This is a genomic window from Erwinia sp. 2186, from assembly GCF_057812255.1.
Genome location: NZ_CM173824.1, coordinates 3,022,367 through 3,047,158 on the forward strand (window position 1 = coordinate 3,022,367; position 24,792 = coordinate 3,047,158).

A 24,792-nucleotide genomic window follows, 5' to 3' on the forward strand; every position below is an offset into this window, starting at 1 on the left:
TGGCGTCAACTGCCGGATTTTACGCTTTGTCGTTCAGCACCAGCTGACCGTTACTGTCCAGCGGGATACGGGTGCCTGGGTCGTTATCCATACGGATTTTGCCCTGGTCGTTACCGATTTTATAGGTAACGTCATAACCCATCATTTTTTCCTGCTTGTCGTAAACGGTTTTGCAGCGCTGCTCGGTGGTGGTGTAGGTATCCCGATCCTGCAGTGCGCCCTGCACCTGATTACCACCGTAGCCACCCGCCACTGCACCGGCAACGGTTGCCACGTCGCGACCGCGACCGCCGCCAAACTGATGGCCCAACACGCCACCCGCTACCGCGCCCAGTACTGAACCGGCAATACGGTGCTCATCCTGCACGGCGCGACGGTGTGTCAGCGTCACGTTACGGCATTCCTGACGTGGGTTTTTGGTCGTTTCTTTGATTGGTGTTGCGGAAAGCACCTGCGCATACTGCGGGCTGCGATCAAAAACGTTCATGCCTGCAACAGCAGCGACGCCCAGGGCCGCTGCCACACCAATTCCGATACCTGCCAACATTGATTTATTCACAGGACGTTCTCCTGAAATTGTTACCGCGCAATTTAGCCTGCAGCCCATTCCGTGGCAGAGACCATTACCTGGCGTGCGCGACGCGCCATGTGGTGTTGGGGTAATTTTGCGCATCAGGACCAATTGTGACAATAAGAATACCGGACGAAATCACGTCCAGTTACCATAAGAGAAAGCTTTTAAGAGTGTTCCGATCGACGGCTTTGCGGGGCGGTAAAAGAAGAAAGGCTTATAGTAAACGTGTCACTATAAGCCTTGATGCTTGCAAATACTGTGGTACTACAACGACTAAATTGCGATCAATGCATTTTCAGGCGCGGACGGATCACCCGGTTAATGCTGCCAACCAGCATCATCAGGCCGGTTTTGAAGTAGCCATGCAGCGCCACCTGGTGCATACGGTACAGCGAAATGTAAACGAAACGCGCAATGCGCCCTTCCACCATCATCGAACCGCGCATCAGGTTACCCATCAGGCTTCCCACCGTACTGAAGCGAGAGAGCGACACCAGCGAACCGTGATCCTTATAGACATAGGATTTCAGGCTCTGGCCTTTAATCTGCGCCAGGATGTTACCCAGCACAAGCGAAGCCATCTGGTGAGCAGACTGCGCGCGCGGCGGCACAAATCCGCCGGAAGGCAGTGCACAGGATGCACAGTCACCAATGGCGAAGATGCTGTCATCCAGCGTGGTTTGCAGCGTAGGCTTCACCACCAGCTGATTGATGCGGTTAGTTTCCAAACCGCCAATCTCTTTCATAAAGTCAGGCGCTTTGATCCCCGCTGCCCACACCATCAGATCGGCATCGATAAACTCGCCCGATTTGGTGTTCAGCCCTTTTTTATCGGCGCTGGTGACCATGGTCTGCGTTAATACCCGCACGCCCAGCTTGGTCAGTTCCTGATGCGCCGCGGTGGAGATACGTGGCGGCAGCGCTGGCAGAATACGCTCACCGGCTTCCACCAGCGTGACGTTCAGCGCGCTGTTATCCAGCCCTTTGTAACCGTAGCTGTGCAGCTGTTTGACCGCATTATGCAGCTCGGCCGACAGCTCAACGCCGGTTGCGCCTGCGCCAACAATGGCGATGTTCACTGTGTCCTGCGGCCCTTCGCTGGAAGAGAATTTCAGGAACAGGTTGAGCATTTCATTGTGGAAACGACGCGCCTGGTGCGGGTTATCAAGGAAAATGCAGTGGTCTTTTACGCCCGGCGTACCAAAGTCGTTTGAGGTACTGCCCAGCGCCATCACCAGGGTGTCATAGGCCAGTTCACGTTCAGGGACCAACAGCTCACCCTGCGCATCGCGGATCTCAGACAGCTGGAGGCGTTTGCCTTCGCGGTCGATATCGGTCAGCGTGCCCAGCTGGAACTGGAAACCGTGATTGCGGGCATGCGCCAGGTAGCTCAGTCCATCAATCCCTTCATCCAGCGATCCGGTGGCCACTTCATGCAGCAGCGGTTTCCACAGGTGGCTGGTGTTACGATCGACCAGAGTGATTTCAGCCTTTTTCTTACGCCCCAACTTGTGACCCAGCTGAGTAGCAAGTTCAAGTCCACCTGCCCCTCCGCCAATAATGACAATTTTCTTCAGTGGTGTAGTCAATTGACCCCCTTAAATTGTGAACCGATCGTTAACTAAAGGTTAAATTAATATCCTTAGTAAACATAGGGTTGGCGAGTTTAATTCGCTATCTGCTGGCAGAATAGCACGGGGATGAAGCAGAGATCTCTTAAAATTGATGCAGGTCAATTTTTACCAACGATCTCAGAATAGTACGAAGAAATAAGGGGCAGGACGCAGCCGGATGACCGCGCCCTTAAGCGTTAACCGAGGGTTTTAAAGGCTTTGATGCGTTGCAGATGTTGCGCGATATTTTTGAATTTATGGCCCTGCACGTCGTCCCAGATAATCTCATAGGTGCTTTGCAACGCCTCTGCCGAACGCTGGCTGTCCAGCGCGTCATCGTTGCGTGAGAGAATGGCCAGGCAGCGGTCACGGTTCTTCTCGCGGAAATTGCTGACGCATTTCGTAGCCAGATCGACGTACTCTTCCGGGCGATTGATTTTCCCCACCATGTTCTCTTCAGGCCAGAGGTTCGGATTGAAGATGACCTGGCGGATATCGCTGAGAAAACCAATGCGCTCGGCCCAAAAGCCACCTAAGCCCACGCCGCAAATCAACGGCCTTTCATCGTCAGTGCTGCGCAGCAGTTTATCGGTCTCATTCAGCAGATACTGCATATCATGCTTGGGATGCAGCGTGCTGTAGCTCAGCAAGCGCACATCGGGGTCAATAAACTGCAGCTGGAGAACCTTTTCATGGTTCCCCGGACTGGTTGAATCAAAACCGTGCAGATAAATGATCATCGCCATCCTCGTTGAGAATTGCCGTCAGCTGCCTTTTTGCTCCAGCCAGCGCGATTGCAGCGCGGTCAGGGCCTTGTTCGCTTCTTTCCAGCGAGGCGAATCCAGCAGCTGCTGGCGGGTAAATGTTCCCCGATGATACAACCGGCTGACGCGTTCGGCGTTGATCGGCGACAGATTATCCAACACGCTGACCGCACCTTGACGGTTATTGCAGACCAGGATCATATCGCAGCCGGCATCCAGCGATGCCTGGCCACGCTCTGCGTAGCTGCCCATAATCGCCGCACCTTCCATCGACAGATCGTCCGAGAAAATCACGCCGTCATACCCTAACTCGCCGCGAAGCACGGTCTGTAACCAGTGGGACGATCCGCTTGCCGGACGGGGATCGATCTGAGTATAGATAACATGCGCCGGCATGATCGCATCCAATGCCTGCTCTTCAATCAGCTGTTTGAAAATCTGCATGTCGTGCTGGCGAATTTCCTGCTCGCTGCGGTCATCACGCGGCGTCTCTTTGTGCGAATCGGCACTGACCGCACCATGGCCGGGGAAATGTTTGCCGGTGGTTTTCATACCCGCGTCGTGCATCCCGCGGATAAACTGACGCGCCATGCGTAAAGCGATGGCCGGATCTTCATGGAAGCTGCGCTCACCAATGGCCGCGCTGCCGTGGCCGATATCCAGCACCGGCGCAAAGCTGATGTCGATATCCATGGCGATCATTTCTGAGGCCATCAACCAGCCAGCCTGCTGGGCCAGCTCGGCGGCTTTCGCTTCGTCGTTCAGCGCGCAGAAAGACTGCATGGCGGGCAGGCGGGTAAAGCCCTCACGAAAGCGCTGAACGCGTCCGCCTTCCTGATCGACGGCAACCACCAGCCGGTTGCGCGATGCCGCGCGAATTTGCCTGACCAGTTCGGCCAGCTGCGCAGGATCGTGATAATTACGGCTAAACAGGATCAACCCGCCGACCAGCGGGTGCTGTAAAATCTCACGCTCTTCTGCATCCAGCTCGTAGCCGAGCACGTCTAACATTACCGGTCCCACACTTCACCTCTTAATCTGAAAACACCCGCTGCCAGGCTTCTGCTGCCAGCGTGTAAAACATCGGTTGTTGAGTCTGCTGCCAGCGCAGCTCATACCAGCTGGCCATTAGCAGCCTCAGCCACGGCTGCCAGCGCTGCATCTGCTGCGTCAGCGCCTGCTGGTCAATATTCTGTTGCGCTGCATAGCGAGCCGTCAGCTGCTGTTGTTGTTGCTGGTTGAGGCCGTTGCCCGCCACTATCGCCGCCAGCTCCAGCGCCACATCGCCATCGCTGGCGTATTCCCAGTCGATAAGCTGCAAGCTGTCCCGATGACGGATGACGTTGCCGCCATGGATATCCATATGCAGTAACGCCAGCCGCAGCGGCCTGGGCTCGCCCTGCTGTTGACACTTTTTAAGCGCCCGCAGCCAGCCATGATGGCGACGCGTCGGGCAACTTAACTGCCAGTATTGCTGTAACAGCGACAGCAGAGAAAGCCGGTAGCCGCTCAGTGGCTGCGCGTGCAAGGTGGCCACCTTTAAGGCAACGGCCTCAAGGTGCTGAATAAACCCCTGCCGATCCAGCGCTTCGCCCGGCTGCCAGCCCAGCAGCAACCACTCTGCGTTAAAACCCTGCACCGCTGGCGCAAGACCACTGCCTGAGAGTTTGCGCAGAATATGGTACTCGCGACGGCGATCGACGCCGGGAACAGGCTCGGCTTTTCGCTGATGGCGAGCCAGCAAGGTCAGGTCGCCCACCACGACTTTTCCGGTCTGGCCGGTGAGTCCGGTCAGCGGAAAAAAAGAACCGGCGGATTGCGCCGCCGGAAACTGTTGGGTGATCAGCCTGCCAAGCGCCGGATCAATGCTGGACGACACCGTTGCCTGACCAGATGATTTCACCTGTCTGCACCAGCATCAGCTGCATTTGCAGCGAAGGCGTTTTCACATCGCCCTGCACGTTGCTGTACAACACATACTGCGCGCCAACAATACGCGCCAGACCCACGGCTTTACTGCGTGAGCCCAGGCTGTCTTCTGCCGACAGGCCCAGCGTCTGCTTGGCGGTCGCTAGCTGCTGCGGCGTGACCAGCGTGAACTGGGTATTATTATCCAGTGCCGTGTGCAGCGCAGCGGTGGCTTTAGAGATTTGCAGGCTGCCGTTGGTGCTGTTTTTCACCCCATCCACCAGCAGAACGCTGCCGGCGGTGACGCCATCGGCTTTCAGCATCTGCGCAATCAATGGCGAGACGCTGGCATCCCAGTTAATGGACTGGAACTTCGGCGGCTGTGGTACGGTTTCCGCTGGCGGTGGCTCAACAGGCGGTTGGACTGGCTGAGTCGGCTGCACCGGCTCGACCGGCGCAGGCTTCTGCGGTTGCTGCTGTTCATTCACACAGCCTGCCAGGATCAGCGCCAGTAACACGACACCCGAGAGTTTGATTAACTTCCTTTCCACGCAATAACTCCTAAAGATACAAATAGAGCCTGACTTTGCTCGCCGTCAGGTTACCGGTTTGCGATGATATTTCAATATTGCCATTGGCGGCCACGGTGGTGGTGCGCGGCGCTTCAAACGGGGTGATTTCCAGACCTTTGTCATCATACCAGTAGAAACGGTAGTGAACGGTCACCGGCTTCACCTGCTGGTTATAAAGCACCGAGGAGGCCCGCTGCTGCCCTTCATTTTCGGACATCACCGGCTGATCGGTGGTGATCCCGGCTGAAAGGACCGATGACTCCATCACCAACGACTGCGAGGTATTGATGGTGGTGGGAGGGCTGCTGCATCCGCTGAGCAGCGCCAGTAACGTTATGCCTGTGGCAATCGCCCGCATAGTGAGGTGTGTCCGTATCAGAGGGCTAGTTAGCCAGCATTGGGCCTAAAGGACGACCACCGACGAGATGGAAGTGGATATGATAAACCTCCTGCCCGCCGTGTTTATTGCAGTTCATGATCAGGCGGTAGCCATCTTCGGCAATGCCCTGATCTTTGGCAATTTTAGCCGCAACGGTGATCATCCTGCCCAGCGCCGCTTCATGGCCTGGCACCGCATCGTTGGCGGTAGGGATCACAATATTGGGAATGATCAGAATATGGGTGGGCGCTTTTGGCGAGATATCACGGAAGGCGGTCACCAGCTCATCCTGATAGACGATGTCAGCCGGGATTTCACGGCGGATAATTTTACTGAAAATCGTTTCTTCAGCCATCAGTCACTTCCTTAACGAAAAGTAGAGTTCAGGCAGTATGAGTGAGTTAGCCGTTTTCTTTCAACCTTCCCGTGACATTTCTTACGCTAATCGCCTGGCATGTCAGCATTCGGCTTGTACGGGCATGAAAAAGGGGAGCCTCAGCTCCCCTTTCGTCACGGAATAAACCCTTAACTGTTACGGATATAATCATCCATATCGGTTTTCAGGTTATCGGATTTAGTGCCAAAAATGGCCTGAACACCGGACCCGGCAATCACCACGCCCGCCGCGCCTAATTTTTTCAGGCCGGGCTGGTCGACTTTGGTCACGTCCGCCACGCTGACACGCAGGCGGGTGATACAGGCGTCCAGATTGGTGATGTTCTCTTTGCCGCCAAAGGCTGCGACCAGATTACCGGCCATCTCACTGGCGTTACCCACCGTTTGCTCCGCAGTGGTCTCTTCACGACCTGGCGTTTTCAGGTTGAATTTGGTGATCACAAAGCGGAATACGGTGTAATAAATCAGGCCATAAATGACGCCTACTACCGGGAACAGCCAGATTTTGCTGCTGTTACCACTGAGCACCACAAAGTCGATCAGGCCGTGCGAGAAGCTGGTGCCATCACGCATTCCTAACAGGATACAGATTGGGAACGCCAGTCCGGCCAGCAGAATGTGGATGGCGTACAGCACCGGTGCCACAAACATGAACGAGAACTCAATCGGTTCGGTGATGCCGGTCAGGAACGAGGTCAGCGCAGCGGAGATCATGATGCCGCCCACTTTGGCGCGGTTCTCTGGTTTCGCTGAATGCCAGATAGCGATAGCCGCCGCTGGCAAACCGTACATTTTAAACAGGAAGCCGCCGGAAAGTTTGCCTGCCGTTGGGTCACCCGCCATATAGCGTGGGATATCACCGTGGAATACCTGACCCGCCGCATTGGTAAACTCACCAATTTGCATCTGGAAAGGAACGTTCCAGATATGGTGCAGGCCAAACGGCACCAGCGTACGCTCAATCAGACCATACAGGCCGAAGGCAACAACCGGGTTCTGGTAAGCCGCCCACTGTGAGAAGTCCTGAATCGCCGTACCAATCGGTGGCCAGACAAAGGAGAGCGCCACACCGAGGAAGATCGCCGTGAAGCCAGAGATAATCGGCACAAAGCGTTTACCGGCAAAGAAGCCCAGATATTCCGGCAACTTGATACGGTAGAAGCGGTTAAACATGTATGCCGCAATCGAACCGGCAATGATGCCACCGAGTACGCCGGTATCCGCCAGATGTTTGGCTTCGATTTCCGCCGGCGGTAAATGCAGCACCAGCGGCGCGACCACCGCCATGGTTTTCACCATGATGCCATAGGCAACGACGGCGGCCAGTGCCGAAACGCCGTCATTGTTGGTGAAGCCCAGCGCCACGCCAATCGCGAAGATTAACGGCATATTGGCGAAGACTGAACCACCGGCTTCCGCCATGACGTGAGAAACCACGGCAGGCAACCAGCTGAAGTTGGCAGAACCAACGCCCAGCAGAATACCGGCTATCGGCAAAACCGACACCGGCAGCATCAGCGATTTGCCGACCTTTTGCAGGTTGGCAAAGGCATTTTTAAACATAGTGTGAAGCTCCTGAGTATGATTGCTGTTTTACGCGCGTTACGCGTGATAACGGAGGGGAGATCCCCGCTATTTTCGGAACGTCTTAGCGTTCTCGGTATTTATTACGAAGAGTAAAATAAATCGCTAAAATTTAGTTTGATGAGCATCACGTTTCATCGAAGCTTTGCACATCGTCTAGTTCAAATGGCCAGAAAATGCCAGGTTTTGCACAATAAAAAACCGCATCACCCAACAGAGCGATGCGGAATTGCATCAACAGCCGCTGCCGGCTGCCGTGAACGCCGTCGTTATGCGTCGGTTAACCGGGAGAGCGGCACGTGGAACAGATCGGAAAAGTTCTTTGTGGTGGCTTCAGCCATTTGCTCAATGCTGACGCCTTTGACCACCGCCATATATTCGGCAACATCACGCGTGTAAGCGGGCTGATTCTCTTTGCCGCGGAACGGCACCGGCGCCAGGTACGGTGAATCCGTCTCGACCAGCATACGATCGAGTGGCACGTAGCGTGCCGCTTCGCGGATGCTCTCCGCATTGCGGAAGGTGGCGATGCCCGAGAAGGAGATATAGAAACCCATATCCAACAGTTTGCCGGCCGTTTCCCGATCTTCGGTAAAGCAGTGCAGCACGCCGCCACAGCCTTCCACCTTCTCTTCTTTCAGGATCGCCAGCGTGTCTTCACGCGCGTCACGCGTATGGACGATCACCGGTTTGTTCAGATCGCGTCCGATGCGGATATGCTCGCGGAAAGATGCCTGCTGCTGCTCCTTAGTCTCTTTCTGATAAAAGTAATCGAGACCCGTTTCACCCATGGCGACCACCCGCTGGTCTGCAGCCAGCTGGCGCAGTTCGGCAAAGTCATAGGGCTGTTCCTGATTCAGCGGATGAACGCCGCAGGAGTAGGCGACGTTCGGGCGATCGCCAATCAGCTCAACCATCGCTTTATAACCCGGCAGCGTGGTGGCAACTGCCAGCATAAATTTCACATCGCGCGCGGCGGCTTTCGCCAGCACGTCGCTGACATCGTTGTGCAAGGTGTCATAATCCAGTCCATCGAGATGGCAGTGCGAATCAACTAAAAACATAATTCTTCTCTATTCAGTCTGACCAGACGCCGCCGGGGTAAGCATTTGCTCCCATCCCAGCAGCTGGTCGGTCAGTAATAATTCACGGTTTACGGCAACCACGTTAAGCAGACGATCGCGGCAGACCATCCACTGGCGCACGCTTTCATGCAGTGCGCTGGTCGGCAGTTGCAGGGCCATATCGGCAATCAGCGCTTGCCGATCGACGTTGGCAATATACTGGCCGCCACCCTGCTGCCATTTCAATGCATCGACCAGTAAGGCACACAGCCAGCCGGTGCGCTGCGCGGCATCATCGGTGTTCAGCGCGGGCAGCAAGCTTAGCATATCCTCGCGCAATGCCGTCGGTAGCGCGTTACACAGCGACTGGCGGGCCGCCCAGCGCTTTTCCTCTAACAGACTGAGTGCAGCCGCCGGCGCACCGCCACTGAGACGTAAAGCGGTTATGCCATCCTGTTCTGTGGTGGAGACCTGCTTCAGCAGCCAGTTAAGGCTTTGCGCCTCATCCGGTGGAGAAAGGTGAAAGTTAAGGCAGCGACTGCGCAGCGTCGCCAGCAGTTGCGCAGGCTGCTGGCTGCAGAGCAGGAACCAGGTGTTTTTTGGCGGCTCTTCCAGCGTTTTCAGCAGCGCATTCGCCGCCGCTTCGGTCAGCTGAGCCGCATCCGGGATCCACACCACCTTCGCGCCACCCTGCTGAGCATGGTGGTAAAGCTTTTCGGTGATGCTGCGCACCGCATCGATGCCGATCGAACTCTTGCCCTTTTCCGCTTCCAGGCTGTACCAGTCCGGATGGGTGTGCGCCTGCATCAGCTGGCAGGCATGGCATTCACCACAGCTTTTCAACCCGTCACGGCGCTGGCACATCAGCCAGCGGCTGATGCCCCACACCAGCGAGGCATCGCCCATCCCCGGCAGCGCCTGCAGCAGCAATGCGTGATGACCACGCCCTGCCTGGTGCTGGCTGAGGATCTGACGATAGGGCTGGTTCAGCCACGGATACCAGATCATCGCGGTTCCTTCAGCCATGCGACCAGCACCTCACGGATCGAGGCGCTGACCTGCTCAATGGACTGCGTGGCATCGACCGTTTGGATCCTGCTGTCGCTGGCGGCCAGCTCCAGGTAACGCTGACGGGTGCGGATAAAGAAGTTCAGCGACTCCTGCTCGATGCGATCCAGTTCGCCACGGGCTCTGGCGCGCTGCAGGCCAATTTCTGGCGTCACGTCGAGATAGATGGTCATATCCGGCGCAAACTCGCCGAGCACACTGTGTTTCAGCTGGCTCATCAGCGCAATGTCCATGCCGCGTCCGCCGCCCTGATACGCCTGGGAAGAGAGATCGTGACGATCGCCCACGACCCAGGCACCGCTGGCCAGCGCAGGTTTGATCACGTTTTCAACCAACTGAACGCGCGCGGCATACAGCATCAGCAGTTCGGCCTGATCCGTCACCCGCTCACCGTCAATGCCCTGCTTGATCAGGTCTCGGAGCTTTTCCGCCAGCGGCGTGCCGCCCGGCTCGCGCGTGAACACGATGTCACTGATACCCTGCTCACGCAGCGTGGCGACCACCACATCCCGGGCGGTGGTTTTACCCGCCCCTTCCAGCCCTTCGATGACGATAAATTTACTGTCCATTTTTTTCCTTCACCGCAAGACGCCACGCCTGAACCGCACGATTATGGCTGGCCAGATTAGTGGTAAACGTGTGTCCACCTTTGCCGTCTGCGACAAAATAGAGGAAGTCCGTTTTCACCGGATGTGCAGCCGCTTCCAGCGAGGCTTTGCTCGGCATGGCAATCGGCCCTGGCGGCATACCGGCAATGACGTAGGTATTATAAGGGGTTGGCGTGTCCAGGTCTTTACGCGTCAGGGTGCCTTTGTAGCTGTCGCCCATGCCGTAAATCACCGTGGGATCGGTCTGCAAACGCATACCGACGCGCAGACGATTGATAAACACCGAGGCAACCTTACTGCGTTCGTCGCTTAGGGCCGTCTCTTTTTCGACGATCGATGCCATGGTCACCAGATCGTTTTTGTCTTTATACGGCAGGCCGTCCATTTTGCCCTGCCACTGGTTATCCACCAGTTTCACCATCCGCTCGTTAGCCCGCTTCAGCAGCGCCACGTCGGTGGTATTGGCGGTATAGGCATAGGTGTCCGGGAAGAGCCAGCCTTCCACATCCTGTTCGGGTAATGACAGTGCAGCGGCAACGGTCGCCAGCTTATCGTCAGACAGCGTGTGCTTAATATAAGGCGCTGCACGCAGCTGTGCCAGCCACTCCTGCAAACGCTGCCCTTCAACCAAACGTAACGGGAACTGAGCTTCTTTCCCGCTGGCCAGCAGATCGAGCATCTGCCTGACGGTCATGCCCTGGGTGAAGCGATAGGTCCCGGCCTTAAACTTCGCCAGTTCCGGCTCCAGCTTTAACAGCCAGCCAAACCAGACCGTTTGCGGCACGATATGCTGGCGGTTAAGTTCGGCTTCCAGCACCACACGTCCGGAACCCGCCGGCAGCGTAAAGATCGTTTCTTTGTTGATGGTCAGCGCCGAGTCGGCAAACTGGCGTATCTGCCAGTAGCTGAAGGCGATGGCCGCCACGACGATGACGACAATCCCGGTGAAGAGTTTTCTTTTTACTGTCATGAAATATCCATGTTAATCGTCTTGAGGGTGTAACAGAGTAAACAGCTGCCGTGAGGAATAGTGCCAGTGCTCGATCTGCTGCACCGGCAGGATCGGCATTAGCGCATTGGTAATGATCGCTTCGTCCGCGTCGGCCAGTATTTCCAACGGCTGGCTGACTTCCTGCACGGCGGTCCCCAGCTCGCGCAGTCGCTGGATCACCCGCTGGCGTTGAATACCGTTCACCCCTGAATGGCGAAGATCGGGCGTAAACACCTGCTCTCCCTTACGCCAGAACAAATTTGCCGCACAGCATTCCACCAGGCTACCGTCAGTGTCAAGCACCAGCGCCTCGTCTGCGCCAGTCTGGTCAAGCTCTGTACGGATCAGCACCTGCTCAAGCCGGTTAAGGTGTTTGATACCGGCCAGCAGCGGGTTTCTGCCGAGGCGGATCGAGCTTAACGCCAGCGTCACGCCGGTGTGGCGCAACGGATGATAATGCGCGGGGTAGTCAGAGAGGAAGATCATCCGTGAGGGCTGTTGGCATCCGGCGGCACTGTAGCCCCGACCGCCCACTCCGCGCGAAAGGATCACTTTCAGCACGCCATCAGTACGGGTCGCTGCCGCAAAACGCATTTCATCCTGCAGCGCTGACCAGTCGACGTTGGCGATCATCAGGCGCTCGCAGCCGAGTTTAAGGCGCTGCACATGGGCCTCGGGCATCACGATTTCACCCTGCAAAATGCGGGCGGTGGTGAAACAGCCGTCACCGAACTGCACGGCACGATCGCGCGCCTGCAGGCTGTCCTGCCGCTCGCCATTAATCCAGACCATTGCTCCCCCTGAGTGAACATCGCACAGCGGTAAAGATACCCTTTATGCCGCTGCAGATTCATCCGATTGTCTGTGCATAATTGTATAGAGAGATAAAAAGCCCGACCCGCTGCGCGCTTAGCAACAAAAAAGGCCCGCAGAGCGGGCCTTCTTCAAGGTAAGGCAACAATCAAATTTTACGGAAAATCAACGAACCGTTGGTTCCGCCAAATCCGAAGGAGTTACACAAGGTGTACTCCAGACCTTTTACCTGACGGGCTGTGTGCGGGACAAAATCCAGATCGCAACCAACATCCGGGTTATCCAGATTGATGGTTGGCGGGATAACCTGGTCGCGCAGGGCAAGAATAGAGAAAATCGACTCTACGGCGCCTGCAGCCCCTAAAAGGTGACCGGTCATGGATTTAGTGGAGCTCACCATCACGCTGCCTGCACTGGCACCGAAGACCGTTTTCACTGCCTGGGCTTCAGCTTTATCACCCGCTGGCGTGGAGGTGCCGTGCGCATTGATATAGCCAATCTGCTCGGGTGACAACTGCGCATCTCTCAGCGCATTTTTCATTGCCAGAGCGGCGCCTGCACCATCTTCCGGTGGTGAAGTCATATGGTAAGCATCGCTGCTCATGCCGAAACCAACCAGTTCCGCATAAATTTTCGCGCCACGCTTTTTCGCGTGTTCGTACTCTTCAAGCACCACCAGACCAGCACCATCGCCCAGCACGAAGCCATCGCGATCGCGATCCCATGGACGGCTTGCCGCCTCAGGATTGTCATTGCGGGTTGAAAGCGCACGTGCGGCGCCAAAACCACCCATACCCAAAGGCGTACTGCCCTTCTCGGCACCACCTGCCAGCATCACGTCGGCATCATTGTAAGCAATGATACGTGCAGCCTGGCCAATGTTATGCACACCGGAAGTACAGGCCGTGGAAATGGCGATGCTTGGACCTTTCATGCCGAACATAATAGTCAGGTGACCCGCTATCATGTTTACAATCGTGGAGGGAACGAAGAAAGGACTGATTTTACGCGGGCCGCCGTGGATCAGCGAATCGTGGTTTTCTTCAATCAGACCGAGACCACCGATACCGGAGCCAATAGCGGCACCAATACGATCGGCGTTCTCATCAGTAATGACCAGACCGGAATCCTGCATGGCTTGAATGCCAGCGACAACGCCGTACTGAATGAAGGCATCCATCTTGCGCTGATCTTTGCGCGAGATAAATTCTTCACAGTTAAAATCTTTTACTAAGCCAGCAAAACGCGTTGCGTAGGCACTAGTATCAAAATGGTCGATCAGGCTGATGCCACTCTGACCGGCAACAAGAGCATTCCAGGTGGACTCTACGGTATTGCCGACAGGAGACAACATGCCAAGACCGGTCACAACTACACGACGCTTAGACACGTTCGTCCTCCAGGGAGGGAAAAAATGACAATGGAACAGTATGGGGTGTACAGAAAAAACTCAGGCGGTCGAATGACCGCCTGGAGATGCTCACTTATGCCTGGTGATTATTGATGTAATCAATAGCAGCCTGAACAGTAGTGATTTTCTCAGCTTCTTCGTCCGGAATCTCGGTATCAAACTCTTCTTCCAGAGCCATTACCAGCTCAACGGTATCAAGAGAATCAGCGCCCAGATCTTCTACAAAAGAGGCAGTGTTAACGACTTCTTCCTGCTTAACGCCAAGCTGCTCGCCAATGATTTTCTTAACGCGTTCTTCGATAGTGCTCATACTATTAAATTTCCTATCAAAACTCGCTTTCGCGATGGTTTTCGTAGTGTATAAAATGGTGAAAAAGATGCAACTAAATCCCGGCTGGTCAAACCACGAATTTACGCTATTTTGCGGGTATAACCGCAAATAACGCAAATATATTTCGTGATTATCAGACCATATACATTCCGCCGTTGACGTGCAGCGTCTCACCAGTGATGTACGCAGCCTCGTCGGAGGCTAAAAATGCTACGGCATTCGCGATTTCCTGCGCGCCGCCGAGGCGACCCGCTGGCACTTCCGCTAGAATGCCCGCACGCTGATCTTCAGTCAGCGCGCGCGTCATGTCGGTTTCAATGAAACCTGGCGCCACGACGTTAACGGTAATACCACGTGACGCGATTTCACGCGCCAGTGACTTGCTGAAGCCGATCAAACCCGCTTTTGCTGCTGCGTAGTTTGCCTGGCCCGCATTACCCATCGTTCCGACTACAGAACCAATGGTAATGATTCGGCCTACGCGTTTCTTCATCATAGCGCGCATTACCGCTTTTGACAGGCGGAATACGGAAGTCAGGTTTGTGTCCAGGATATCCTGCCACTCATCATCCTTCATACGCATCAGTAGATTATCACGCGTAATGCCAGCATTATTGACTAAAATGTCCACTTCGCCAAATTCAGCACGAATATTTTCTAACACCGCATCAATTGACGCACTGTCAGTCACATTCAGCAGCAGGCCTTTGCCATTGGTGCCCAGATAAGCACTGATGGCGTCCGCACCACTTTGGCTGGTCGCTGTACCGACAACTTTCGCGCCGCGTGCTACCAGCGTTTCGGCGATAGCACGGCCTATGCCGCGACTTGCACCGGTAACCAGTGCGATTTTTCCTTCAAAGCTCATGTTCATCCTCGTCTACTGTTAAAGCGCCGCTGACAGGCTGGCCGGATCGTTTACCGGAGCCGCAGTCAGGGTGTCAACAATACGCTTCGTCAGGCCTGTCAGCACCTTACCAGGGCCAACTTCCAGCAGTGACGTCACGCCTTCCTGCGCCATAAACTCCACACACTCAGTCCAACGGACCGGGTTGTACAGCTGACGAACCAGCGCGCTACGAATGGCCTCTGCTGAGGTTTCGCACTGCACATCAACGTTGTTAACCACCGGGAATGTCGGGGCGTTGAAGGTCAGTTTTTCCAGCGCAACAGCCAGTTTATCGGCTGCGGGTTTCATCAGTGCACAGTGAGAAGGTACGCTCACAGGCAACGGCAGAGCACGTTTGGCACCGGCAGCCTTACAGGCTGCGCCAGCGCGTTCTACCGCTTCTTTATTTCCTGCAATCACAACCTGACCAGGCGAATTGAAGTTAACCGGGGAGACAACCTGTCCCTGAGCCGACTCTTCACACGCTTTCGCGATTGACGCATCATCAAGACCGATAATGGCCTGCATGGCGCCCGTGCCTTCTGGCACCGCTTCCTGCATCAGTTTGCCACGCAATTCAACCAGTTTGATCGCTTCGTCGAAGGCGATCACACCTGCACAAACCAGCGCACTATACTCGCCCAGGCTGTGTCCCGCCAGCATTGCAGGCATCTTACCGCCTTTTTCCTGCCAAACGCGGAAAATAGCAACAGATGCGGCCAGCAAAGCCGGTTGGGTCTGCCAGGTTTTGTTCAGTTCTTCTACAGTTCCCTGCTGCACCAGTGCCCACAGGTCGTAACCCAGCGCAGCGGAGGCTTCGGCGAAGGTTTTCTCAACCAGCGGATTCTCTGCAGCCAGCTCAGCCAGCATGCCTACCGTCTGGGAGCCCTGTCCCGGAAAAACCATAGCAAATTGCGTCATTGTGAAATCCTTAATCAAAAACGAACCAGCGCCGAGCCCCAGGTGAATCCACCGCCGAAGGCTTCCAGCAGAATAAGCTGACCACGTTGAATGCGACCATCACGCACGGCTTCATCCAGTGCGGTAGGCACGGAAGCGGCGGAGGTATTGCCGTGACGATCGAGCGTAACCACGACTTTCTCCATGCCCATACCCAGCTTGCGGGCGGTGGCACTGATAATACGCAGGTTGGCCTGATGCGGAACCAGCCAGTCAATGGCTTCACGATCGAGGTTATTGGCTTGCAGCGTCTCTTCAACGATATGTGCAAGCTCGGTAACAGCCACTTTAAACACTTCGTTACCGGCCATGGTCACGTAGGAAGGCTGCTGCTGGTTCTGACGATCCTGATTAGACAGGGTCAGCAACTGGCCGTAACGGCCATCAGCGTGGAGATGGGTCGAGATGATGCCTTGTTCTTCGCTGGCGCCTAACACCACCGCGCCTGCGCCATCACCAAACAGGATGATTGTGCCACGATCTTCAGGATCGAGCATGCGTGCCAACACGTCAGCACCAATCACCAGCGCATTTTTTACCGCGCCGTTCTTGATGTACTGGTCAGCCACGCTCAGGGCATAGGTGAAGCCTGCACAGGCAGCCGCAAGGTCAAAAGACGCGGCATCTTCAATCTCCAGCAGTTGCTGGATCATGCAGGCTGAGCTTGGGAAGGCGTGGCTGGAGGAGGTCGTCGCCACCACAATCAGTCCGATATCATTTTTATCAATGCCGGCCATTTCCAGCGCGCGTTCTGCGGCGTGGAAACCCATTGAGGCAACGGTTTCATCCGGCCCGGCAATGCGACGTTCACGGATACCGGTGCGGGTGACAATCCACTCGTCCGATGTATCCACCATTTTTTCCAGATCGGCGTTAGTCCGCACCTGTTCAGGCAAATAGCTGCCTGTACCGATAATCTTCGTATACATGTACGTCATTCACTCTTAGGTAATACAGCTTGAAGGCGGGCAGCAATCCGCTCTGGGACTTGCCGCGCCACCGCCTGCTCTGCCTGTTCGATCGCCGCAGCGAATGCGCGTTGATTGGCCGCACCGTGACTCTTAATCACCGTGCCGCGCAATCCTAACAGACAGGCGCCATTGTACTGGTCGGGGTTGAGGTGGCCGAAGCGCTTTTCCAGACGTTTTTTTATCAAACGTGCCAGCAGCGTCATCCACCAGGCCCTTTTTTTACCTTCGCCCTGTGATTTCAACAGCGAAAGAAACATTCTTACCACGCCTTCCATGGTTTTCAGGGTGACGTTGCCCACAAAACCATCGCAGACCATCACGTCCGTTTTCCCGGTAAGAAGATCGTTGCCTTCGAGGTATCCAATATAGTTAATTTCTGGCGATGCACGCAGGATAACTGCGGCATCGCGAATACTACTTAACCCTTTGGTCTCTTCCTGACCAATATTCAGCAACGCCACCCGGGGAGAGTGTATCGACAGAACTTCTTCCGCCATCACCGCGCCCATCACTGCAAATTGTACCAGCATCGCGCTGTCGGACTCGACGTTTGCGCCCAGGTCCAACACCACGGTTTTACCCTTGAGCTGATTCGGTAATACCGTCATCAGCGCCGGGCGCTCAATACCGTCCAGCGGCTTGAGCATCATTTTTGCCAGGCCCATCAGCGCACCGGTATTTCCGGCGCTGATACAGGCCTGCGCCCGCCCTTCTTTCACCAACTCAAGCGCCACACGCATGGACGTGCCACGGCTGTGGCGAATGGCCTGTGAGGGTTTGGCATCACTGGCAATAACCGACTCAGCAGGGATCACCTGCAGACGTGCCAATAAGGCAGAATCAGCTTTTGCGAGAAATGACGAGATGTTGTCGGGATCGCCGACCAGAAGAAGATGCAGCTGTGTGTTAGAGGCCAGTGCCTGCATTGCAGCAGGCACTGTCACGCAGGGACCGAAGTCCCCGCCCATGGCATCTATCGCCAGGGTCAGACGTGGCAAAGTATCGCCTTGCGTATCCGCAAGAACTACTTAACGATGACCTTGCGACCGCGGTAGTAACCATCCGCAGTGATGTGGTGACGCAGATGCGTTTCGCCAGAAACTTTATCTACGGAAAGAGATGCTGTGGTCAGGGCATCGTGTGAACGACGCATGCCACGCTTGGAACGGGTTGGTTTATTCTGTTGTACGGCCATGGACCTTACTCCTATTACTTACGCTTTAAACTGGCTAATACGGCAAATGGGTTTGGTTTTTCTGCCTCTGCAGGCAGCTTGCCAAAGACCATGTCCGCCTCGGACACTTCACAGTGTTCAGAATCATGCACCGGAACGACAGGCAGGGCGAGGATAATTTCATCTTCAACCACCGCCAGCAGATCGATTTCACCAAACTCGTTGACCTCGACCGGCTCGTACGCTTCCGGCAGTGCCTCAGCCTGCTCGTCAGTAACGATCGGGCTGAAACAATACGTCACGTGGACCTGATGCGGAAATGTCTTGTTGCAGCGTTGACAACACAGGGTTACGGAGACCGCCGCAGTACCGTTAAATACTGCTAACCGCTGATTGTCGATGGCGAACGACATCGAGCACTCAACATCACTGTCCACACTCACTACCGATTCGGTAATACGCTCCACCTGTTCAGGGGTGTAAACACCCTGATAATCAAGGCGCTTTTGAGCGGTACGAACCGGATCGAGAGTCAGGGGTAATTTTACTTTTTGCATAGGGCGCGCATATTAACTTTCAAACGAGATAGAGTCAAAGAAAAAGGCCGGTTTACAGCATCTTTCACCCAATATTCGCATCCAATGCGGCGCACAGTTTAAAATGCCTTGAACTGATTCGCTATCTATTCTGGAAAAAAATATGACACGACTGGTGCTTGCTTCAACCTCCCCTTTCAGAAAGTCCCTGCTGGAAAAGTTGGGGGTCCCGTTTATCACTGCCGCACCCAAGGTGGACGAAAGCGCGCAACTTGATGAATCCGCTACCGATCTTGTGATGCGACTCGCCGCTGCCAAGGCGCAGGCGCTGGCGGAAACCTACCCGGATCATCTGATTATCGGCTCCGATCAGGTCTGTGTGATTGACGGAAAAATAACCGGGAAGCCGCATACGGCCGACAATGCGCATCAGCAATTACGCCAGGCCAGCGGCCACAGCGTGATTTTTTATACCGGTCTGGCGGTGTACGACAGTGGTTCTCAGCAGTTACAGGTGATTTGCGAGCCGTTTAACGTCGATTTCCGTCCCTTAACCGATGAGGAGATCGTGAATTATGTGGCGAAAGAGCAGCCAATGAACTGCGCGGGGAGTTTTAAAAGCGAAGGGTTGGGGATCACGCTGTTCGACCGCCTTTCAGGCCGCGATCCCAATACCCTGGTCGGGCTGCCACTGATTGCGCTTTGCGAGATGCTACGTGCGGCCGGGATCGATCCGCTAAGGAATTGAAAAAGCGTCAGTGTTGCCCGTTGAATCGGGCAACACAGTGCAAAAGCGACGCTAAGTACTTTTGCACTGTCTATCCGCCACCTAATCCAAGGTTATTTCGCCGGTGCGGTTTTGCGCAGGACTTCCAGGCAGTGCTTCAGCTCATTGTCGAGCGGCGCTTCGACACGCATCACTTCACCGGTATTCGGATGGGTGAACTTCAACGCAGCCGCATGCAGGAACAACCTTTTCAGACCGGTACCGACAAGCTGTGCATCAAAATCGCGCTCGCCATAGCGATCGTCAAAAGCAATCGGATGGCCCGCGTGCAGCGTATGAACGCGGATCTGGTGGGTTCGCCCGGTGATCGGGCTGGCTTTAACCAACGTGGCATGCGCATAGCGCTCTTCAACCTTGAAACGCGTTTCAGACGGCTTGCCTTCGCTATTCACGCGCACAATACGCTCACCACTTTGCAGAATATTCTTCAGCAGCGGTGCCTGTACGGCTTTGATATGCGATGGCCAAGAACCCCGAACCAGCGCCAGATAATCCTTTTGCATCCCCTTCTCTCTCAACTGCTCATGCAGCGAGCGCAGTGCTGAACGCTTTTTCGCGACCAGCAGGATGCCCGAGGTATCACGGTCAAGGCGATGTACCAGTTCAAGGAAACGGGCTTCGGGTCTGAGGGCGCGTAATCCTTCGATTACCCCGAAGCTCAGGCCGCTGCCACCGTGCACGGCGGTGCCGGACGGTTTGTTCATCACCAGGATGTAATCATCTTCATAGACGATGGCGTGGGCTAAGGCCGCCACTTTATCCAGCTTCGGCGAAATCGCCTCTTCCTCACGTTCTGCCACGCGAACCGGCGGAATGCGGATCTCATCGCCGGCAACAAGCTTATATTCTGGCTTGATGCGACCTTTATTCACGCGCACTTCGCCCTTACGCAAAATGCGATAAATCATGCTTTTCGGCACGCCTTTGAGCTGCGTGCGTAAAAAGTTATCGATGCGCTGTCCTGCCTCATCGGCAGAAATCGTCACCATTCGTACTGCGGGAGTATTGGTTTTCATGGTCGGCGATTCTAAATAGAGCGCCAGGATAGCGCCACCTCTTTTTCTGTGCTTAACTGACGGTGACCCTTGTGGCTGATGATTTATGACCAGTTTTTGGGCAATTTGTGGAATTGAGATGCAAATCGCCATAAAAGCCGGAATAAACTTCACAGAGCCACTAAAGTCACCTTGCTATCACAAGGTTAGCAATGGAATAATGCTACTGTTTTTCCTCGCTAAACCTTGTGAAACAAGAAAAAAGCGTAATAAGAAAGTTTGCCGGATAGCCCATACACGCAGCAATGGCGTAAGACGTATTGTGCAATCAGGCATTTAGCGGGCTGCGGGTTGCAGCCTGGACGACAAGACGGGATTGGTTCACTCTGGTTACTCACTGGCGGTTCCCCCCTTTTTAAAAGCGCTGTTTTTCCATATGAAAAACAGGCTGCCGAGATTTTGCGCCCCTTAGCAGACCACAACCGTGAGGTTGACGTTTTTGCGATGAGACTCGGGGCCATCGGTTACTCGCGTCCAGCGTTACTATTGCCCGTAGCTTTGTCACTAATGTAAGAATAATGAGTAAGTTACGATGAAAAGAATGTTGATAAACGCAACTCAGCAGGAGGAGTTGCGTGTCGCCCTGGTGGATGGACAGCGCCTGTACGACCTGGATATTGAAAGCCCAGGACACGAACAGAAAAAAGCCAACATCTATAAAGGCAAGATCACCCGCATTGAACCAAGTCTTGAAGCAGCATTTGTCGATTACGGTGCTGAAAGACACGGTTTTCTCCCTCTGAAAGAAATCTCCCGCGAATACTTCCCAAGTAATTACAATTCCCATGGTCGCCCTAATATCAAGGACGTACTGCGTGAAGGTCAGGAAGTTATTGTTCAGATCGATAAAGAAGAACGTGGAAATAAAGGCGCCGCCTTAACCACCTTTATCAGTCTGGCCGGCAGCTATCTGGTGCTGATGCCGAATAACCCACGTGCTGGCGGTATTTCCCGTCGCATCGAAGGTGATGACCGTACTGAACTGAAAGAGGCGCTCTCTGCACTTGAGCTGCCAGAAGGGATGGGTCTGATCGTTCGTACCGCAGGCGTTGGCAAATCTGCCGAAGCGCTGCAGTGGGACTTAAGCTTCCGGATGAAGCACTGGGACGCGATTAAAAAAGCCGCTGACAGCCGCCCTGCTCCGTTCCTGATCCATCAGGAAAGCAACGTTATTGTCCGCGCCTTCCGCGATTATCTGCGTCAGGATATCGGTGAAATCCTTATCGATAACCCGAAAGTTCTGGAGCTTGCTCGTCAGCATATCGCTGCCCTGGGCCGCCCGGACTTCAGCAGCAAAATTAAGCTCTACACCGGTGAAATTCCGTTGTTCAGCCACTATCAAATCGAATCGCAAATCGAATCTGCCTTCCAGCGTGAAGTGCGCCTGCCGTCTGGCGGCTCGATTGTCATCGACACCACTGAAGCGCTGACCGCCATTGATATCAACTCCGCTCGCGCAACGCGCGGTGGCGATATCGAAGAAACGGCCTTCAACACCAACCTGGAAGCGGCAGACGAAATTGCCCGTCAGCTGCGCCTGCGTGACCTTGGCGGCCTGATCGTTATCGATTACATCGATATGACCCCGGTTCGTCACCAGCGTGCGGTTGAAAACCGTCTGCGTGAAGCCGTTCGTCAGGACCGCGCCCGCATTCAGATCAGCCACATTTCGCGTTTCGGCCTGCTGGAGATGTCCCGTCAGCGCCTCAGCCCATCACTGGGTGAGTCAAGCCATCACGTCTGCCCACGCTGTAGCGGCACCGGCACCATCCGTGATAACGAATCGCTGTCACTCTCTATTCTGCGTCTGATTGAAGAAGAAGCGCTGAAAGAGAACACCAAAGAAGTTCACGCAATCGTTCCAGTGCAGATTGCCTCTTACCTGCTGAACGAAAAACGTGAAGCGGTAAGCGCGATTGAAAAACGCCAGGGCGGCGTGCGGGCCATCATCGTGCCAAACGATCAGATGCAAACCCCACACTACTCAGTTCTGCGTGTGCGCACCGGTGAAGAGACACAAACCCTCAGCTACCACCTGCCGAAGCTGCATGAAGCCGAAATGGCGCTGCCTTCTGAAGAAGAGCACGCCGAGCGCAAACGTCCTGAGCAACCGGCTCTGGCCGCGTTTGTGATGCCTGATGCGCCGCCAGCACCACAGGAAGCGGTTGTTGCTGAAGCGCCACCGGTGGCAGCAGTAGCAGCAGAGCCAGCCCCTGCGGCGGCGGCTAAAGCCCCTGCCGAAGCGGGAACCGGCCTGATGAGTCGCTTCTTCCGCGGCCTGAAGAAAATGTTTGCCGGTGAAGAGAAACCTGTAGAACAACAGCCTCAGCCAGCCATTGTGGTGGAAGAGAAAGCTCCTGAAGCGGCAGCGCCAAGGGGTGAACGTCGTAACAACCGCCGTCAGAATAACCGTCGTGACCGCAATAACAGCGGCGAACGCGGTGAGCGCTATGGCGACCGTAACGAACGCAATGCCGATCGTAATGGTTCTGAGCGTAACGAACGCACCGAGCGTAATGGCAATGACCGCAACGAGCGTAATGACCGCAACGAGCGTAATGACCGTAACGGTTCTGACCGTAACGAGCGTAACGCCGATCGCAATACTGACCGCAATGCGGATCGCAACGAGCGGACTTCTGACCGTCCGGAACGTAATGAGCGTAACGATCGCAGCGAGCGCACCCCGCGTAACGACCGTAACTCTAACCGCAATGAGCGCATGACTCGCGACCGCGATCCTGCTGCTGAAAGCCGTGAAGAGAACCGTCGTAACAAGCGTAATGCGCCGGCCGTTGAGTCTCCGGAAGATATGCTGATGCAGGCTGTCGCCGAAGATGCACAACCGCAACAGCCGCGTCGTGAGCGTCAGCCACGTCGTCGTCAGGACGAAAAACGCGCGCCAGTACAGGAAGAAAAAGCAGTTGAAATCGCTGAGATTCCTGAAACAGTTGTTGATGCTTCCGTTGATGTTGACAGTGATGAGCATGTTCAGGTTATGCCGCGCCGTAAGCCGCGTCAGTTGGATCAGAAAGTGCGTATCGAAACGGCTGAGCAAACTGCGGCTCGCTCTTTTGCGCCGACAGAAGACGAGGTTGCACCGGTACTGGAGCAGACTGCTGACTTCCCTGCGGCAGAACACGCCAGTGACGCGGAAGAAGGCGAAGATCGTGACAGCAACAGCATGCCACGTCGTTCACGTCGCTCTCCTCGTCATCTGCGCGTCAGCGGTCAACGTCGCCGTCGCTACCGTGATGAGCGCTACCCGAACCAGTCGCCAATGCCACTGACCTTCGCGGCTGCGTCGCCAGAAATGGCTTCCGGTAAAGTGTGGATCACCTATCCTGTTGCTCAGGCAACGGATGAGCATGAACACGAGCAGTCTGTGGTGCCAGAGTACGGTCATCAGGATACGGCTGATGCGATTGCCGTGGCTGCAACAGCAGACGCTGCACAGCCTGAAGTGATTGCTGAAGCTCAGCCGGTGCATTTCTCTGAGCCACAGCCGGAAAATACCCCGGCAGTGACGCTGGTGAACACTGACGAAACGACTGCTATCGAAACAGCCGTTAATGAAGAGCCGTCTGTGGTGTCTGCCGCTGACGAAGTTATCGCTGATGCTGTGACTCAACAGGCTGTGCCAGCTGAAGAGGCTCCGGCAGTTCAGGCTGTCGACGCGGTCGAAGAGATTGTGGTTGAAGCGAAGCAGGCTGAAGAGCAGCGTGTGGCAGAAGAAGCCAGCCATCAGGCTGAAGAAGCCAGCCATCAGGCTGAAGAAGCCGCCTCTGACGTCAGCCCGGCGCTGGAACAGCAGGTAGAAGAAGTGTTGGCAGCACCGGAAGCCGTGGCCGATGTCACTGCAACCGAGCCGCATGCACCTGTTCCTGCCCGTGACGAGCCGGTTGAAGCACCTGTTGCTGCGCCGGTTGAAGCCCCAGTTGCTCAGACCCCTGTGGCTGCACCAGTAGAAGCACCAGTTGCTCAGGCACCTGTTGCTGCGCCGGTTGAAGCACCAGCGGCTCAGGCACCTGTTGCTGCGCCGGTTGAAGCACCAGCGGCTCAGGCTCCTGTTGCTGCGCCAGTTGAAGCACCAGCGGCTCAGGCACCTGCTGCTGCAGCGGTTACCGCTCAGCCCGCTTACAAGCACCACGCAACGGCGCCAATGACTAAAGCGCCTGCACCTGAGTATCAGGCTGAACCTGCGCGAGCAAGTGACTGGGTACGCCCTGACTATCAGTTCGATGGTCAGGGTTCTGCAGGCGGGCATGCTGCAACCCATCAGGCAACGGCTCCGGCAACTCGCCCAGAGTAACTGTCGCCTGACTGAAAAAGCCCTGGTCTTAT

The 24,792-nt window shown here is 55.4% G+C and carries 25 protein-coding genes; 2 read left to right on the plus strand and 23 right to left on the minus strand.

Annotation, left to right across the window (positions count from 1 at the left end):
* Positions 1-19 precede the first annotated feature (19 nt).
* The 22 genes from ACXKZG_RS13935 to yceD all read right to left on the minus strand — a co-directional run bounded on the left by ACXKZG_RS13935 (position 20) and on the right by yceD (position 18,627).
* Entirely contained in the window at positions 20-559 is a 540-nt protein-coding gene (locus tag ACXKZG_RS13935; protein WP_013201695.1) for a glycine zipper 2TM domain-containing protein, read from the minus strand.
* Positions 560-858: 299 nt separating this feature from the next.
* Entirely contained in the window at positions 859-2,163 is a 1,305-nt protein-coding gene (locus ACXKZG_RS13940; protein ID WP_013201694.1) for an NAD(P)/FAD-dependent oxidoreductase, read from the minus strand.
* A 221-nt stretch (positions 2,164-2,384) separates the two neighbouring features.
* Positions 2,385-2,927 (minus strand): alpha/beta hydrolase YcfP, encoded by a 543-nt coding sequence (gene ycfP / locus ACXKZG_RS13945; RefSeq protein ID WP_013201693.1) that lies wholly within the window; start codon positions 2,925-2,927, stop codon positions 2,385-2,387.
* Positions 2,928-2,951: 24 nt separating this feature from the next.
* Positions 2,952-3,962, minus strand: coding sequence for a beta-N-acetylhexosaminidase (nagZ, locus tag ACXKZG_RS13950; protein WP_181151355.1), 1,011 nt, complete (start codon positions 3,960-3,962; stop codon positions 2,952-2,954).
* Positions 3,963-3,984: 22 nt separating this feature from the next.
* Positions 3,985-4,854, minus strand: a complete 870-nt coding sequence (thiK, locus tag ACXKZG_RS13955) for a thiamine kinase (protein WP_346594872.1) — start codon at positions 4,852-4,854, stop codon at positions 3,985-3,987.
* On the minus strand, positions 4,814-5,410 hold the full coding sequence (gene lpoB / locus ACXKZG_RS13960; protein ID WP_013201690.1) for a penicillin-binding protein activator LpoB: 597 nt from the start codon (positions 5,408-5,410) through the stop codon (positions 4,814-4,816). Before lpoB ends, thiK begins: the two co-directional genes overlap by 41 nt.
* A 10-nt stretch (positions 5,411-5,420) precedes the next feature.
* The gene (locus ACXKZG_RS13965) at positions 5,421-5,789 is read right to left on the minus strand and encodes a YcfL family putative periplasmic lipoprotein (protein WP_013201689.1); all 369 of its coding nucleotides are present in this window, start codon (positions 5,787-5,789) and stop codon (positions 5,421-5,423) included.
* Between the two features lie 25 nt (positions 5,790-5,814).
* Entirely contained in the window at positions 5,815-6,165 is a 351-nt protein-coding gene (hinT, locus tag ACXKZG_RS13970) for a purine nucleoside phosphoramidase (RefSeq protein WP_013201688.1), read from the minus strand.
* 170 nt (positions 6,166-6,335) lie between these two features.
* On the minus strand, positions 6,336-7,769 hold the full coding sequence (gene ptsG, locus ACXKZG_RS13975) for a PTS glucose transporter subunit IIBC (protein ID WP_134823889.1): 1,434 nt from the start codon (positions 7,767-7,769) through the stop codon (positions 6,336-6,338).
* Positions 7,770-8,059: 290 nt separating this feature from the next.
* Entirely contained in the window at positions 8,060-8,854 is a 795-nt protein-coding gene (locus tag ACXKZG_RS13980) for a metal-dependent hydrolase (RefSeq protein ID WP_206403110.1), read from the minus strand.
* A 9-nt stretch (positions 8,855-8,863) separates the two neighbouring features.
* Positions 8,864-9,862 (minus strand): DNA polymerase III subunit delta', encoded by a 999-nt coding sequence (gene holB / locus ACXKZG_RS13985; RefSeq protein ID WP_013201685.1) that lies wholly within the window; start codon positions 9,860-9,862, stop codon positions 8,864-8,866.
* Positions 9,859-10,491: a dTMP kinase gene (tmk, locus tag ACXKZG_RS13990; RefSeq protein ID WP_488875041.1), complete on the minus strand. Its 633-nt coding sequence runs from the start codon at positions 10,489-10,491 to the stop codon at positions 9,859-9,861. Before tmk ends, holB begins: the two co-directional genes overlap by 4 nt.
* Positions 10,481-11,500 carry a cell division protein YceG gene (yceG, locus tag ACXKZG_RS13995; RefSeq protein ID WP_013201683.1) on the minus strand — a complete coding sequence of 340 codons (1,020 nt, stop codon included), beginning with the start codon at positions 11,498-11,500 and terminating at the stop codon, positions 10,481-10,483. The genes tmk and yceG overlap by 11 nt, the downstream gene beginning before the upstream one ends.
* A 12-nt stretch (positions 11,501-11,512) precedes the next feature.
* Positions 11,513-12,313, minus strand: a complete 801-nt coding sequence (gene pabC / locus ACXKZG_RS14000) for an aminodeoxychorismate lyase (protein WP_488875042.1) — start codon at positions 12,311-12,313, stop codon at positions 11,513-11,515.
* Between the two features lie 169 nt (positions 12,314-12,482).
* Positions 12,483-13,724 (minus strand): beta-ketoacyl-ACP synthase II, encoded by a 1,242-nt coding sequence (fabF, locus tag ACXKZG_RS14005; protein WP_013201681.1) that lies wholly within the window; start codon positions 13,722-13,724, stop codon positions 12,483-12,485.
* Positions 13,725-13,818: 94 nt separating this feature from the next.
* Positions 13,819-14,055, minus strand: coding sequence for an acyl carrier protein (gene acpP / locus ACXKZG_RS14010; RefSeq protein ID WP_013201680.1), 237 nt, complete (start codon positions 14,053-14,055; stop codon positions 13,819-13,821).
* A gap of 154 nt (positions 14,056-14,209) precedes the next feature.
* Positions 14,210-14,944, minus strand: coding sequence for a 3-oxoacyl-ACP reductase FabG (gene fabG / locus ACXKZG_RS14015; protein ID WP_013201679.1), 735 nt, complete (start codon positions 14,942-14,944; stop codon positions 14,210-14,212).
* Positions 14,945-14,962: 18 nt separating this feature from the next.
* Complete coding sequence (fabD, locus tag ACXKZG_RS14020) at positions 14,963-15,886, minus strand: ACP S-malonyltransferase (RefSeq protein ID WP_488875043.1); 924 nt, start codon at positions 15,884-15,886, stop codon at positions 14,963-14,965.
* A gap of 14 nt (positions 15,887-15,900) precedes the next feature.
* On the minus strand, positions 15,901-16,854 hold the full coding sequence (locus ACXKZG_RS14025; protein WP_013201677.1) for a beta-ketoacyl-ACP synthase III: 954 nt from the start codon (positions 16,852-16,854) through the stop codon (positions 15,901-15,903).
* A 5-nt stretch (positions 16,855-16,859) separates the two neighbouring features.
* On the minus strand, positions 16,860-17,894 hold the full coding sequence (plsX, locus tag ACXKZG_RS14030; RefSeq protein WP_013201676.1) for a phosphate acyltransferase PlsX: 1,035 nt from the start codon (positions 17,892-17,894) through the stop codon (positions 16,860-16,862).
* A gap of 26 nt (positions 17,895-17,920) precedes the next feature.
* Entirely contained in the window at positions 17,921-18,091 is a 171-nt protein-coding gene (gene rpmF, locus ACXKZG_RS14035; RefSeq protein WP_013201675.1) for a 50S ribosomal protein L32, read from the minus strand.
* A 14-nt stretch (positions 18,092-18,105) separates the two neighbouring features.
* Positions 18,106-18,627: a 23S rRNA accumulation protein YceD gene (gene yceD / locus ACXKZG_RS14040; protein ID WP_013201674.1), complete on the minus strand. Its 522-nt coding sequence runs from the start codon at positions 18,625-18,627 to the stop codon at positions 18,106-18,108.
* A gap of 142 nt (positions 18,628-18,769) precedes the next feature.
* On the opposite strand from yceD, the gene ACXKZG_RS14045 reads away from it, so the two are divergent.
* Entirely contained in the window at positions 18,770-19,354 is a 585-nt protein-coding gene (locus ACXKZG_RS14045) for a Maf family protein (RefSeq protein ID WP_488875044.1), read from the plus strand.
* Positions 19,355-19,446: 92 nt separating this feature from the next.
* Here the strand turns inward: ACXKZG_RS14045 and rluC are convergent, their stop codons facing one another.
* On the minus strand, positions 19,447-20,409 hold the full coding sequence (gene rluC, locus ACXKZG_RS14050) for a 23S rRNA pseudouridine(955/2504/2580) synthase RluC (RefSeq protein ID WP_471720337.1): 963 nt from the start codon (positions 20,407-20,409) through the stop codon (positions 19,447-19,449).
* 571 nt (positions 20,410-20,980) lie between these two features.
* On the opposite strand from rluC, the gene rne reads away from it, so the two are divergent.
* Positions 20,981-24,760, plus strand: coding sequence for a ribonuclease E (gene rne, locus ACXKZG_RS14055; RefSeq protein WP_488875045.1), 3,780 nt, complete (start codon positions 20,981-20,983; stop codon positions 24,758-24,760).
* Positions 24,761-24,792: the final 32 nt, after the last annotated feature.